Genomic DNA, 14,437 nt, shown 5'->3' with positions numbered 1-14,437 from the left:
CGCCTGCCATCGCGGTAACCCCCAGGGCGCTATACTCGTTGCAAACCTATATCCACCCGGAGAAGAGACATGCAACGAGAGGTCGTGATCGTCAGTGGAGTCCGTACCGCGATCGGTGATTTTGGCGGCAGCCTGAAGGATTTTGCACCGACGCAGCTCGGCGCTATCGTCGCCCGTGAGGCCATGGCCCGTGCGCACGTCGGCGGCGAGGACGTCGGACACGTCGTGTTCGGCAACGTCATCCATACCGAACCCAAAGACATGTATCTGGCACGCGTGGCCTCCATCGAGGCCGGCGTGAGCCAGCATGCGCCCGCCATGACGGTGAACCGTCTGTGCGGCTCCGGCCTGCAAGCGGTGGTCTCGGCGGCACAATCGATTCTGCTGGGCGACACCGAGGTCGCGCTGGCGGGCGGTGCCGAGAGCATGAGCCGCGCGCCGTACGTGATGCCCGGCGCGCGCTGGGGCACTCGCATGGGCGAATCGCGGCTCGTCGACATGATGCTCGGCGCGTTGCACGATCCGTTCGCCAACATCCACATGGGGGTGACGGCCGAGAACATCGCGAAGAAGTGGGGCATTACCCGCGACGATCAGGATCGTCTCGCCGTGGAATCGCACCAGCGCGCCGCCCGTGCGATGGCCGCAGGCTACTTCAACGAGCAGATCGTGCCGGTCACGGTGAAGACGAAGAAGGGCGACGCCGCCTTTACGATCGACGAGCACGTGCGCGCCGAAGTCAGTCTCGAAGACATGGCGAAACTGCGCCCGGTGTTCGAAAAAGACGGCACCGTGACGGCCGGCAATGCTTCGGGCCTGAACGACGCCGCCGCCGCGCTCGTCCTGATGGAGCGTGCCGAGGCCGAGCGCCGCGGGGCCAGGCCGCTCGCACGTCTGGTGAGCTACGCACACGCCGGCGTGGATCCGAACTACATGGGCATCGGTCCGGTCCCGGCGTCGCGCAAGGCGCTGGAGCGCGCAGGTCTTCAGGTCGGCGACATCGACGTCGTGGAAGCCAACGAAGCGTTCGCCGCGCAGGCCTGTGCCGTCACGCGCGATCTCGGTTTCGACCCCGCCAGGGTGAACCCGAACGGCTCGGGAATTTCGCTCGGCCATCCGATCGGTGCGACGGGCGCGCTCATCACGGTCAAGGCACTGCACGAGTTGCAGCGCATCGGGGGCCGTTACGCGCTCGTGACCATGTGTATCGGCGGCGGTCAGGGCATTGCGGCCGTGTTCGAGCGCGTGTAAGTTACTCCCCGGGGGCCGGCGGTGTTGCCGGCCCGAGCCTTTCCGGAGCCGTGATGACGCAAGACAACCGCAAGCCCCTCGACAAGCCGGAAGCCAACGGCTGGCACTGGCAAACCAATATTCTGCACACCGACACACAATTGCCCGCCGGCTTCTCCGCAATGCCGGTACCGGTGGCGCGGGCGTCGACGGTGATCTTCCCCGATCTGGCGGCCATGCGTGCCCTCGACTGGAAGAACGACAGTCAGTGGCGCTACGGGCTGCATGCGACGCCGACCTCGATGGAGTTGATGCGCCGTCTGGCCGCGCTCGAAGGCGGCAGGCACTGCCTGCTGTTCCCCTCGGGACTCGCGGCCATCTCCAACGTCTACTTCGGCCTCGTCAAGAGCGGCGACGATGTCCTGATTCCCGATAACGCCTATGGCCCGAATCGCGAACATGGCGATTGGCTCGCGCAGTCGTGGGGCATCACGGTGCGTTACTACGACCCGATGATCGGTGAAGGCATCGGCGCGTTGATTCAGCCCAATACGAAGCTGATCTGGCTCGAAGCGCCGGGTTCGGTCACGATGGAAGTGCCCGACGTTCCGGCCATTGCCCGGGTGGCGCGAGCGCGGGGTGTACTCACCGCCATCGATAACACGTACTCCGCCGGCCTGGCATTCCGTCCGTTCGATCATGGCGTCGACATTTCGGTGCAGGCGCTGACCAAGTACCAGTCGGGCGGCAGCGACGTTCTGATGGGCGGCGTGGTCACCATCGACGACGACATTCACCATCGTCTGAAGCAGGCGCGCATGCGCATGGGCGTGGGTGTATCGGCCGACGATTGCAGTCTGGTGCTGCGCAGCCTCCCGAACATGCAGTTGCGATTCGAAGCGCACGACCGCGCGGCGATGACGCTGGCGACCTGGCTGGGAACGCGCCATGAAATCGCGGCGGTGTTGCACCCGGCGTTCGACGATTGCCCCGGGCATCAGAATTTTCGACGCGATTTCACAGGCGCGGGCGGCTTGTTTTCCGTCGTGTTCGACGAGCGCTATACGCAGGCACAGGTCGACGCGTTCATCGAAGCGCTGCGCCTGTTCAAGATCGGGTTCAGCTGGGGTGGCGCGCACAGTCTGGTCGTGCCGTATCGTGTACCGTCGATGCGCACGGCCACGCCCTGGCCGCACAAAGGCGCGCTCGTGCGCTTCTACGTGGGGCTGGAAGACGTGCGCGATCTGAGAGCCGACATCGAAGCCAGCCTCAAGGCGCACCTGACGGTCTGAGCCCGCAAACGGCAGCGCAAGCGCCGCGCGCTTCCGTGCCCGCCGAACCGTTCGGCGAGCATGGGGCGCGGTGGCGTGGTGGCGTGGTCCTCCCGGCGTGCAACGATGCGAGCCGAGCGGACAAGGCTGACAAGGGGCTGGACAAGTGACTGTTTTCGTTCCGCGCTTCCCGGTTCGAGCGAAGGGGGCCGGAACGCTGATGCCAGAGCCTGAGTCAGTCCTTCGCGAACAGCGACAGCACGCCGTCCAGTCCGGCGTAATTGAACGCGACCGACGCCTTCTCGCGGACCACCGGTTTGGCGCGAAAGGCCACCGACAGGCCAGCGATGGCCATCATCTGAAGATCGTTCGATCCGTCTCCCATGACGATGGCCTGGGCCGGCGTTGCGCCGAATTGCGCGGCGACTTCCGCAACGGTGCGCGCTTTCACCTCGGCGTTGACGATCTCGCCCAGCACGCGGCCGGTCAGTTTTCCGTCGACGATTTCCAGCGTGTTCGCGCGCGTCACATCCAGATTCAGGCGTGTCTTCAGCCGCTCCGTGAAAAACGTGAAACCACCGGATACCAGCAACGTGCGAATGCCGAGCGCCTGAACGCCGCGCAGCATCGTCTGCGCCCCGGGCGAGAGTTGCAGACGCGTCTCGTAGACCTTTTCCAACGCGCTGGCGTCGAGTCCCTTGAGCAGCGCAACGCGACGCGTCAGACTTTCGTTGAAGTCCTTGATCTCGCCACGCATGGCGGCTTCGGTGATGGCCGAGACTTCCGCTTTCAAACCGCAGTAATCCGCGATTTCGTCGATGCACTCGATGGTGATCAACGTCGAGTCCATGTCCATCGCCACGAGCTTGAAATCGGTCAGCCGGCGTGCGCTGTCGACCAGCACGGCGTCGACGCCGTGCACTTGCCCAAACACCTCCATGGCGGCGCGCAGGGCGGGCGTATCGACGACGCCGCGCACGCGCGCAACGCCCTGCGACATCTCGATGGCACCGTTCGGCACCAAAGCCCGAATCGCTGCTTGCGGCACGCACAGGCGTGCGTCTGCCGATTGCGTTGCCGAACCCGAAGCGGGGCCTGTGGGAGCGTGAGGTCCCAATATGACGAGGTCATGAGCCATCTGGAATGATAAATGTGCGACTGCGCAATACCGCTCGGAGACCGCCCGGGCGCGGCGCATCGCGTGCGAATGGAACCGCATTTTACAGGGTTGCAAACGCCGAAGCGGTTTTCCCAATTCACTCGATTTGAGCGATATGTGAACTCGACGGCGTTGACGTCGGCATGAGTATCTGGGCGCAGGGAGTCGATACCTCATGTCAATGTCGGGAGTCCACATGCAGATCTTTCCTCCGACGGGGCGTGACTGGACAACGAGTCGCGCGGCGACGTCGTCCGATCCGGTGGCGCCCCATGGCGATTCACCGCGCATGCCGTTCGAGCGAACGCCTGCGCAGCAGGCCGAGGCGAGCGTCAGTGCCGACGCTTCGCCGCAGGCCGCTCCGGTCCGGACACTCGTTCCCGAAGCGCTGGCGGACAAAGATTGGCGCGCGCGCGTCGTTCATGCGCTGGTGTCTCTGCCGCACGATCGCTGGGGGCCGGTGTCGTGTGCGCTCGCGTATCGGTTGCTGGACCGGCGCGACGGGGCGGCAGAGCGCACGGCAGCGTCAGGGGAACCCTTGAACATGCAGACGCAGGCCGGGCTTCTTGACCTTGCGGCGCTCATGGCGAAGGCCGGTTTTGCAGTGCGCGCAGACCCGCTGCCCGAGATCGCCTACGTTGACGGCCGGTTCGGTGTTGTCGGCAACGCAACGCTCCATTGGGCACCCCTCGGCGCGTACTACAACGGGCTATGGCAGGCCGTGCTGACGGCCGTGCTGGCGCCGGGCGAAACGTCCGTCGATGTGTTGCAACTCTCGCAACTTCCCGGCCTGCTCTCGCAACTGGTGGTCGACGATCCCGACTTCGCCGTGGCCGCATGGGACAGGCATCTCGCGGGCAACCAGCCGGAGTTCTTGCCGGTGACGCCGGTCGCGCTGGGCGAGGTCGCCCGTCGCTGCGTACCGCTGTTGGCCGGTGCGGCGGGACTGGCGGTCGGCCTCGCGTATCGCTTCGCGCCGGACGCGCTGCATTCGGCCGCGACTGCTGGCGTCGGTGAACCGTTGGCGGCGTCCACCGAACTGGCGCATCACGCAGGCGCCTGGCAGACGTTCGGACCAATGGCCGGGGCGTTGGCTGCGGGCACGCTGGAAGCGGCGGCGCTGGTGCGTCTGTGCGCGGCGCGTCCCACCGAGCACGACGCGCTGGCGCTGCAACGCGCGCAGCATCTCTCGGCCTATGCATTGCTTGTTCCGTCGCTCACAGCAACAGCCTTGCGGCAACTCGTATCGAAGCTGGGCACGCATGTTGCCGAGGCGGACGCCTTCGATGTGGCGGCGCTGCTCAATCGCCGGCTCGACGGCGTGTCGCAAAGCGTCACACCGTCGGACGTGATATCGCGCATCGATTGGCCGGATTTCCAGAGGAAATCGCGCGAGCGTCGCCATCCCCTGCTTCGTTACGACACGCCCGGCTGGGTGACGGCCCTTGAGGCAGCGGTTCATCTGGCGTACGGGATGAATGTCGGCAACTTGTGGACCAACGTGGTTCAGGAGGCCTTCGCGCAGCGCCGTCGGGACCATTGGCGCGAGGAGGTCGAGCTGCTTGACGCGCAAGCCCTGGCGAGCGCCCCGCGCCGATTGACGATGCCCGGCGATTCTCCCGTCGCCGCGTTCGGCAAGGGAGTCGTACACGACTGGCCGCGCGATTTCGTCATACAGCGCTTGCAGCGCGCACCGGTGGCATCGTCCCCCATGACGTGGGGCAAGGGCATGGCAACGACCGCAGGCGATGCACGGTTCGACGCCATGTCACCCGCGCAAGGGCTGCTCGGTCCGATGGTCGATGAGGTGGTATCGAAAACCGCCTCCGTTTCGTTGAGCGCGGTGCTGCTTGGCAAATGGAACAGACGATGGATCGGTGGCGGCGCAATTGCCACGGCCGTCACAGTGACGGCCAAAATGCTGTACGGCCGCCTCGCCGGCGACCGGCGCGGGTATCGCGACGACATGGCCGCGCTGGGGCCGCCAGGGGCGGCGGCGTTGGAGTTGCGCCCCAGACATCATGAACCGGCCGTGCATCAGGTGCCGCAACTGGTTTCCGAAGACGAGGATATCGCGACGCTGGATCAGATGCTTCGCGTGATCAAGTCGACGGACGCGATCGAGTTTTCCGCGGCGTCGATTGAAAAATACCGCAAGGAGATTCAGGTAACGATCGCCAAGGAGATGGGCGTGGTGCTGCGAAAGCTCTATCCGGGAGCGGGCTTCAAACGCAGCACCGAGCAGCCCTGGAATGCGACCGTGGAAGTGGCCTACGACGAATGGGGACGCTCCACCGAGACCGAACGCTTCAGTTTCAGCGCGGGCGAAAAAACCACGACGCATTTCACGACGTTCGACATCGCGTTGGGGCACCACTTTCTGAAGGAGTTCAGCATCTTCCTCGGCTCCAAGCAGGTCGAGTCGGTTCGCGCGCTCGACGATGCCGCGCAGAAGTTGCTGAGTGCCGTGGACAACGATGTGTTTCGCACCGCACTGATCGACCATGACAGTCAGCAACTGGAGCGGATGGCGAAGTCGGCCGATCACAGAGATGCGTACATTCATTACGTGCGGGAGGTATTTACCGGGGTGCTGATTCAGCATACGTCTGCATCGCCCGAGCGTGCGTTGCCGCCGGGCAGCATTCCCAGCCGGTTGGGGCACCCGGGGCACCCGGGACATCAGGCTATCGGTCAGCGTCAGTTGTTCCGCATCGGCCATGGCGTGGTTCGTGCCGTCACGTTCGAAGACGAAGTGCTGCCGGGGCTGGTGGCGGTGCCGTCGTTGGAAGACAAGTCCGCGCTGCTGATTTCCGTCAAGCACGGCACCGAGTTTCACTGGCGTCCCGAAGTGGAGGCGACGGACGCCTTTCGGGAGTTCATGCGGTCTCACCTGTCCACCCGGCAGCGTCAGGCGGCCGAGAGTCCGCTGCGCTGGGATCTCTTCAAGTACCGGATCGCTTCGACGTCCGTGCAGAGCAATCGGGCCTGCGGCGCGACGCTCAGACGCCGCGAGCCCGAACCGTACAAGGGGGGCGTCGACGCCTTGTACGCGGAGGTTTCGCTCAACCCGTCGTTCAAGTTCGCCGCCTGTGCGTCGCTCGAACTCGAACTGTGGTATGCCCAGCTTCGCAGAGCGGCGCAAGAGCGCGATTTCCTGATCGTTTCGCAGGCGTGGCGCGACGAGCGTCGCGCGAGCAGCGTCCGGCACATCGTCTACGACGGTCTGAAGCTCGCCGGTCCGGCGTTGATCGCCGCATTCAAGGGCCTCGGACGGGCGGGGTTCGTCATGTCGATGGCGTACGAGATCGGGCCCCACGTCGCCGAGCTATCCGAACTTTCGCACCGTGCGACGCGCGCCGAAGTGGACGAACTTCGGCGTATCCACCGGGAGATGTCATTGGCCGAGTCGATTGCCGCGCTACTTCGTATCCCGAATCTTGGTGCGCTGGATACCGCCGCCGAGTGGGTTCTCAACGGGTTGGGGCGTGCGCCCAACGTCTCACAGACGCTGGAACACTTCATGGAGGCGTGGCCGACGGCTGCCCAACGGCGCAGGGCATTTGCCGAGCAAGTTCGCCGGATGGTGAAAAGCGAGCCAAAGGATGAAGGACGCGCGCAGGGGGCGAAACGAAAAGGGCATCCGAAAGCGGGCAAGCAACAACCGGAGGCGCCCCCGACGCAGCCGGCCGGTCAAACCGAGGGCGAGAGCGTGAGCGCCTTGCACGTGTGGCAGTCGATCAGCATGCTCAAGGGCTATTGGCGTATTTCGACCGACGGCGAGGAGACGGTGCCGATGCGCGACGGCGAGCGGCATGTCGATGCATTCCTGGGCGCCGGGCGCATGCAGGTCACGTCCGTCGCTCAGTTGAACGATTTGCCGGAGGGCTATGGTTTCGCGTTCACCGAGCCCGACGGCACGATGTTCTTCGCCGGGTTGACGAGCGGACATGGGAAGCTGCTGGGAATCGGCGTCAACGACACGCTGGCGAGCGCGAAACATGCGTCGATCCTGCCAACGCGCGGCGTCGAGCGCTTCGATCCCAAGGGCATCACGTTCAGTAACGAGCGCTTCCGGTTCGGCCCCATCGAAGGCCTGATGTATGTCGAGGCGTTCGTCGACCGATTGCCGCAATGGTGGCGCAACATGCCGGGCTCGGCCGCCAGATGGCCGGGCCTGCCGGCGCTCACGCCGGTGTCGACGTCCACCCTTGCGCCGGAGGGGACTCAGGATCGGCACGCACTGCCGGAGTCGTCCCGGGATGGCGAGCCGTGGCTGCCGAGGCCCAGGGGGCGTCATGCGATCCCGAGCGCGCGCACCAAGCGCGCGCAGGACGACTGGGGCACGCTGGTCGACGCGTGGTATGTCCGGGAAGGACGCCATATATCCGGCCATACGCCGCAGCGCATGCGCGAGAGCACAATACCGTCGGCGTCTTCTTCGGCTTCAACTTCGGCTTCGGCTTCGACTTCGACTTCGACTTCGACTTCGACCGCGGCTTCGACTGCGGCTCCGGCACCTTCCGTAGATGCCGGCTCGCGCGTCGTACGCGCATTCGCTCCACAGCACGCGTCGGCGATGGACATCGGCGCCCATTGGCAGACGCCGGCCTTCCGACGCGCGTTGACGGAGGTGGTCGTGCGTGCGCGTCGCGGCTTGCTGCTGTGGCATTTGCCGCATCTGCCGCCACGCCACCGTGCGTTGATTCTGGAGACGTTGCGTACCGAGGCGGGATTTCGGCCTGTCGCCGTGAACGGGTTACCGCTGCCCGGGGTGCTCGGACTGCGCCATGGCGAGTGCCGGTTGTTGCTCTCGCTGATGACGGGGGAGGCTATCGCGCTGGACGTCGAACCCGTGCCGCGCGCCAGCGATGACCGGGCGCGGCTACGGGCGTTTGCAATGGCGCATGACGAAGCCCATCGCTTGCCGGACGTCGCGCATCGGGAACTGCGGGTCTCGCTGGGTGCGCCGGAGCGCGACGCCGGCATGGAGCGGCTCATCGACGACCTGCGTGATCGGATCGTTCGAGCAATGCCGCGGCGCGAGGGGGATGGACTGGATGAACAGGACCGCACCGCCTGGGCAGGAGTTGTCGAACTGACGTGCCGCGCTGCGCTCGCATTGCCCGGCGCACACGCACGGTCACTGGCCGAGACCCTGCGCAACGTGACCCGAGCGCACCGTCCGGCGCCGTCCGAAGTTCTTTACCTGAACGAACCGGTCGCAGGCCCGCAAACCGCACCGGCGATGGGGTTGGCTTACGACATCGGAACGGCGATCCGGGAATTTGCGCACGACGTGTTCTCCGCGACGCTGTCGCAGCCGGTCCGGCGCACGACACCCGCTGGCGTCATGCCGTACCCGGGCGAGGGTCCGATGGGTGAAAACGCGCCCAACACGCCGGACGAGGACCCGGCAGATCCCACGCGAGAAGCGACGGACTTCGTCGCCGCCTTCGTTGACCACGTGCATCAATGGCGTATCGTCGACCGCGTGCGGGGCGACATCGCGAGTCTGATCGAGTCGGGCATTGGCAATGCGGATTTCGCCGCCGCCATGCTTGGCGCCGGCATCGAGTTGCACGACGGGAAGTTCGGGGCGGCGACGGCCGCGATCTGGCGCGAGGTGCCGGGCGTTGGCGCATTTCGCGCGCGGCAAGGCGGTGCCCCGCAGTTGGTCGAACTGCACGGAGCGGACGTTCTGCGAAACGTGCCTCGCGGGTGTCGCATCCTGTCTCGGCGCGTGGCCGACGGCAGCGACCCTTCGCGCGGTTACGACGACATGCTCAGCCTCGGCCACGGGCGTGTCGCCGTGGCAAGCAACGTGGGCACCGGCAGCGAACCGCGTTTCAGGCTGGAGGCATTCGACATCGCTCGTGGCGAAGGCGGTTTCGAGTGGTCGGCGCGCGAACGTGTCTGGCGCCGCCAGGGGGCGGCGATGCGGCTATGGGTACAGAGCGACACGCCGAACGTTTTCGCGGAGCCGGCGCCCGAGGCGCTCGAACCCGGCGAAATCGATGCATCGGTCTTCCTCGACACGCTGCTCGCGCAGCCGGGCATCATGGCGATGCATGCCGAGCGTACCGGCGCCCGCGTTCTGCGCGTGGATGACGCCACGGCCAACCTGCTCACGTCGCTCGGCGGCGTCTTTGCCGCCAACGGTGTCACAGACGTGCGCTATCGCGTGATCGCCATCTGGGCTTCGGCGGAGCAGTTCAGGCCGCAACTATCGCTCGCCTTGACGGGGCGGGCACCGCCCGCGTGGGTCACGAGCGGGCACGTCGAACGTCTCGCGGCCGATCTTTTCGTCGGGCAGACGCTAGGCGAGGTCGCGGCGCGAACGAATGGCACTGTCGTTGCAAGTGAAGTCCATTGGCGCGGCTTGTACGTCAGGCACTGCGGCGCGCGATGCGTGAAGTACTTCGACTTCGATACGGTCGACGACGCGCTGTATGCCGCGCAGGGGTTCGCGCTCGTGCCCGGCGCCCTTGCCGGAGACTTCGGGGCAGGCGGCGTACTTCTGCACCCGCCCGGCTGGCGGACCACGAACGCAACGGATACATCCGAATCGCCATTGCTACGCTAAAGCGCCACCGGTGTTGCTCCAGCGGCGTCCGGTCGTCGCAATTTTTCGCCTCGCGCCGGATCGGCCACGGTGATGGCGTGTCGCCGGGCGCGCCGGCGAGTTCGGCGTCAGACGCCGGCGGTGCGCGCCCGGCTCGGTGGCAACGCGTCGAACTTGTGCCACACGCGACGCAGATGACGGCTCGATCCGAAGCCCGCACGTTGCGCGATGTGTTCGAGATCGAGACGCGTATTGCCGAGCATCTCACGAGCCAGTGCGATGCGCAGACGATGCAGATAATCGATCGGGGCGACCCCCGCATGCTCGCGAAACAGGCGTGTCACGTGGCGCTCGCTCGTGCAGGCGATGTCCGCCATTGCGGCGAGCGTCCAGTCGTTGGCAGGGGCGGCGGCAATGGCGTCCTGCACGCGATGCACGGCGGGGTGTAGATGGTTACGGCCGTCGAGCCATGGGGAGAGTTGCGGGTCGGCGCCGGCACGTCGTGCGTAGACGACCATCTGGCGCGCGACGGCGGCCGCGCACAACGGACTCGTCGCATCGGCGATGAGCGTGAGCATCAGGTCCAGCCCCGTCGTCACACCGGCGCTCGTCCAGACGTTGCCATCGCGGACATACAGCCGGTTGTCGGCCACGCGCGCGCCGGGGGCGAGCGCGCGTAGCACCCCGCAACTGCCGTGATGCGTGGTGCAGGCCAGCGAGTCGAGCAATCCCGCGCGCGCGGCCAACAGCGCACCCGTGCAGATACAGGCCAACTGCTGCGTCGGCCGTACGACACGCCGAAGCCACGCGATGGCGAGAGCTTCAGCGTCGTGGCGGCCGGCCTGCGCGTCATGTTTGCTGCGTTGGCTGTGTCTGCTGTACCCGCCGTCTTCATCGTCCTCATTGTCCTCCTCGTCCTCCTCATCCTCGCCGACCCGCTGGACCGGCAGCGGCCTCTCGACGGTGCCCGTCACGACCAGCCAGGCGTCGTCGGGCACGTGTTCGGGCAACACGTCGAGCGGCGACACGCGCAGGCCGATCGACGTGGCGACCGATCGCTGCGTGCCGACGTAACGCAGCTCGAAGCGCACCTCGTCCTGCTGATGATTGGCCATGCGCAGGGCTTCGGCCGGCGCGGCGACGTCGAGCAGCAGCGAGTCCGGCATGACAAGGAGATAGACGGGTTGCAGCCGTGGCATCGCGGGCACACCTTCAGCACGAGTGAGCGGACAAATTCGGACGGATGAGAGATGGAACGTTACACCGCCGCGAGCGCTTCCTCAACCGTCACGATGCGCGCGAAGCGCCCGACCAGCACGGTTTCCGTGCGCTCCTTGAGTTCGGCGCTCGACAGTTCGCGTCCGGTGCGCGGGTGCTGCATCGGAAACGTCAGTGTGGCTTCCGTCACGAAATCGACGGCGTAACCGGCATCCGACGCCGCACGGGCCGTCGTCTCGCAGCACTGTTCTGTCCGGATCCCCGAGACGATCAGGCGCGTGATGCCGTGCTCAACCAGCCAGGCGCCGAGCGTCGAGCCCGCCAGAGCGCTGTGCTTGACCTTGTCCACCGTGAAATCGGGGGTGATGCGCAGTTCTTCGAGCGTGCGTACGAAGCCCGAGTCGCGCGAGAACGCGCCGGAGGCGATGTGAAAGATCTGCACGATCGGCACGCCGCGCGCAACTGCACCGTCGATCAGCGCCTGCTGGCGCTCGAAGTACACGGAAAGGTCGTCCTCGCGCCAGTACGGACGCTTACGGAACGATTCCTGAGCGTCGATGACGAGCAGGGCAGTGCGCGACGTTTGGGAGGGCGTGTTCTGTGACATGAAAGTGGCTCCGTGGGGTGGGGTGACGATGGTGACATCTTACAAGCACGAACCCGGCCCCGACAGCCCATTCGACGACCAGAACCGGACCGATTCGGACATTGATCGATCGCACTGGTCAAGGGGCGCCGCCCGCCATCCGGGCGGGTCACAGGGCGGCGCGCACCCCAGTACCGGCGTGCTGCGCGCGCCGATATAGCGCTGCGGCGAGCGCCACGTCCTGTGCGCCCATGCCGAGCGATTTGAACAGGGTGACGGACTCGGCGTCGGTGCGGCCCGGATGCGAACGGATGACGAGTTCGCCGAGTTCCGCAAGCAGGTCCTCGGGGCCGATACGGCCTTCGGCGGCGGCCGCCAGATAGTCGCCCGATTCGTTGACGGTCGATTCGCGCCGGTCGACGAACAGTTGCGCTTGCGCCATCAGCGTCGTGTCCGCCTCGCGGTGGCGTGGCGTGCTGCTGCCGACCAGATTCACATGGGTGCCCGGCGCGATCCATTCCGCCTTGAGAACCGGGTCCGCCGAGTTCGTCACCGTCACCACCACGTCGGCGTCGCGCACGGCGGCTTCAACGCTTGTCACGGCTTCGAGGCGGCATCCGTAGCGAGGCTGTTCCCTGTCGACGAACGCCTGTGCCGTCGCCAGCGAGCGGCTTGCCACACGCACATGTTGCAGCGGGCGCACCGCGGCCAGCGCCGCGAGATGCCAGTGCGCCTGATGGCCCGCGCCGATCAACGCGAGGCGCGTGGCATCGTGACGGGCGAGCAGACGCGTCGCCAGTCCCGTCACGGCCGCAGTGCGAATGCCGGTAATCTGCGCCGCGTTCATGACAGCGAGAAGCTCCCCCGTCTCGCCGCTCATCAACAACACGCAGCCCTGATGCGGGTCTTTGCCCAGTGCGCTGTTGCCGGGGAAAAACGTGCCGACCTTCGCGCCGTAGACGGACACACCACCGGCCGCGCCGGCGAGGAAGGCGGGCATCATGCCGAGCATGCCTTTTGCGCCGAGAGCGTCGGGCGGGCGAATGATCTGACGCAGCGGCAGGTGGATCTGCTCGCGTGCGAGCGCGCCGAACATGTCGGACATGACCGGAATCGCGTCGCCGACCGGCATCAGCGCTGCGATCTGGGCGGCATCGAGCAGGAGGACGGAGGGAGACGCAGCGGAGGGGGACATACGAAATCCTTGAACATGTCGTGCGGTCGTGGGGTCGTGTGAGGGCGCATTCGTGAATCACGAGTCGCCAGCGAAGACGCGGCCGTCGGGCCGCGTGGGGTACTGCGGGTGCCATGCGGCCCGTACGCGCCTCAGCCGTTCGCCTCGGCCGCGAGCGCAGCTTCGATGTGACGATTGAACGTGGCCGTGTCGGTGTTCGTGCCGCACAGCAGCGCGCCCACGCGCTTGCCCATGAGCTTGTCGCGCAGCGGCCCCATGAGCGCAGCGGTGGCCGCCGCGCAGGCGGGCTCGACGGCGAGCTTCAACTCACGGAATAGCGTGAGCATGCCTGCGCGCATCTGGTCGTCGGTGACAGTGACGAGTTCATCGATATGGCGACGGCACAGTGTGTAGCCGTACAACTCGGTGTGCGGGGCCATCAGGCTGTCGGCGATGCCCGACATCGGCCCCATCTTTATCGGGCCGCCCTTTGCAAAGCTCTGCGCCATCGCGTCCGCGCCTGCCGGCTCGACGCCGTACACCTTCACGTGCGGGGCGAACAGCTTGATCGCCGTGGCGACCCCGGCGATCAGACCGCCGCCGCCAATGGGGACAATGACCGCGTCGAGATCGGGGGCCTGTTCGATCCACTCGTAGCCGAGCGTGGCCGTGCCCAGAATCGTGCGATAGCCGTTGAACGGATGCACGAAGTAGCGGCCTTCTTCCTGTTCCACACGGTTGACGATCTCGAACGCCTCATGCACGTTCTCCGCCAGAATCAGGTCGGCGCCGTACTCGCGGCACAGCGAGGAGCGCGCGGGACTTGCGGTCTTGAGCATCACGGTTTTCGCGGCGACGCCCATTGCCTGCGCCGCGTAGGCGACGGCAACCGCGTGGTTGCCGGCGGACACGCAAGTCACACCGGCCTTGCGTTGTGCGTCGTCGAGCGAGAGCAGATTCGAGAAGGCGCCTCGTGCCTTGAAGGTCCCCGAAGCCTGCAACAGTTCGTACTTGAACGTCACCTCGGTGTTGCCGAGCGTCGGAAAATCGTTGCGTGTGAAGACCGGCGTCCTGCGTGCGTAACGCTTGAGCGTCTCGTGCAGCGCAGCGATGGCGTCCTTCGTCGGAACGGGTTGCGCGTCGATGGTCTCGGCGTGCAGGTCGGGGGGCGATTGCGTCACTTGGACTATGTCTCCGTAGGAATGAAAGGCGGCGCTTCGGGCGCCGGGCATGG

At 66.2% G+C, this 14,437-nt stretch carries 8 protein-coding genes; 3 read left to right on the top strand and 5 right to left on the bottom strand.

The window, feature by feature from the left end:
* Positions 1-69 precede the first annotated feature (69 nt).
* Positions 70-1,251, top strand: coding sequence for a beta-ketothiolase BktB (gene bktB, locus AB870_RS12745; RefSeq protein WP_047905005.1), 1,182 nt, complete (start codon positions 70-72; stop codon positions 1,249-1,251).
* 53 nt (positions 1,252-1,304) lie between these two features.
* The gene (locus AB870_RS12740) at positions 1,305-2,522 is read left to right on the top strand and encodes a cystathionine beta-lyase (RefSeq protein ID WP_047905004.1); all 1,218 of its coding nucleotides are present in this window, start codon (positions 1,305-1,307) and stop codon (positions 2,520-2,522) included.
* A 214-nt stretch (positions 2,523-2,736) separates the two neighbouring features.
* On the opposite strand, the gene serB is transcribed toward AB870_RS12740, so the two are convergent.
* Positions 2,737-3,501, bottom strand: coding sequence for a phosphoserine phosphatase SerB (gene serB, locus AB870_RS12735; RefSeq protein ID WP_084664151.1), 765 nt, complete (start codon positions 3,499-3,501; stop codon positions 2,737-2,739).
* Between the two features lie 355 nt (positions 3,502-3,856).
* Between serB and AB870_RS12730 the strand changes: the two genes are divergently transcribed.
* A complete protein-coding gene (locus tag AB870_RS12730; protein WP_047905002.1) occupies positions 3,857-10,246 on the top strand; it encodes a hypothetical protein in 6,390 nt (2,129 codons plus the stop codon).
* 107 nt (positions 10,247-10,353) lie between these two features.
* On the opposite strand, the gene AB870_RS12725 is transcribed toward AB870_RS12730, so the two are convergent.
* The 4 genes from AB870_RS12725 to AB870_RS12710 form a co-directional block, all read right to left on the bottom strand.
* The gene (locus tag AB870_RS12725) at positions 10,354-11,424 is read right to left on the bottom strand and encodes a GlxA family transcriptional regulator (RefSeq protein ID WP_047905001.1); all 1,071 of its coding nucleotides are present in this window, start codon (positions 11,422-11,424) and stop codon (positions 10,354-10,356) included.
* Positions 11,425-11,483: 59 nt separating this feature from the next.
* Positions 11,484-12,050, bottom strand: a complete 567-nt coding sequence (locus tag AB870_RS12720; protein WP_047905000.1) for a cysteine hydrolase family protein — start codon at positions 12,048-12,050, stop codon at positions 11,484-11,486.
* 148 nt (positions 12,051-12,198) lie between these two features.
* Positions 12,199-13,224 carry an ornithine cyclodeaminase family protein gene (locus AB870_RS12715; protein ID WP_047904999.1) on the bottom strand — a complete coding sequence of 342 codons (1,026 nt, stop codon included), beginning with the start codon at positions 13,222-13,224 and terminating at the stop codon, positions 12,199-12,201.
* A gap of 131 nt (positions 13,225-13,355) precedes the next feature.
* On the bottom strand, positions 13,356-14,384 hold the full coding sequence (locus AB870_RS12710; protein WP_047904998.1) for a threonine/serine dehydratase: 1,029 nt from the start codon (positions 14,382-14,384) through the stop codon (positions 13,356-13,358).
* Between the last annotated feature and the right edge of the window lie 53 nt (positions 14,385-14,437).

This window comes from Pandoraea faecigallinarum (assembly GCF_001029105.3).
In the GTDB taxonomy this organism is placed as follows: Bacteria; Pseudomonadota; Gammaproteobacteria; order Burkholderiales; family Burkholderiaceae; genus Pandoraea; species Pandoraea faecigallinarum.
This window is presented reverse-complemented; position numbering and strand designations above follow the sequence as displayed.

Coding starts and splice junctions, on each gene's coding strand:
- AB870_RS12740 (WP_047905004.1), top strand. CDS start 1,305: ATGACGCAAGACAACCGCAAGCCCCTCGACAAGCCGGAAGCCAACGGC.
- bktB (WP_047905005.1), top strand. CDS start 70: ATGCAACGAGAGGTCGTGATCGTCAGTGGAGTCCGTACCGCGATCGGT.
- AB870_RS12730 (WP_047905002.1), top strand. CDS start 3,857: ATGCAGATCTTTCCTCCGACGGGGCGTGACTGGACAACGAGTCGCGCG.
- serB (WP_084664151.1), bottom strand. CDS start 3,501: ATGTCGCAGGGCGTTGCGCGCGTGCGCGGCGTCGTCGATACGCCCGCC.
- AB870_RS12720 (WP_047905000.1), bottom strand. CDS start 12,050: ATGTCACAGAACACGCCCTCCCAAACGTCGCGCACTGCCCTGCTCGTC.
- AB870_RS12725 (WP_047905001.1), bottom strand. CDS start 11,424: ATGCCACGGCTGCAACCCGTCTATCTCCTTGTCATGCCGGACTCGCTG.
- AB870_RS12715 (WP_047904999.1), bottom strand. CDS start 13,224: ATGTCCCCCTCCGCTGCGTCTCCCTCCGTCCTCCTGCTCGATGCCGCC.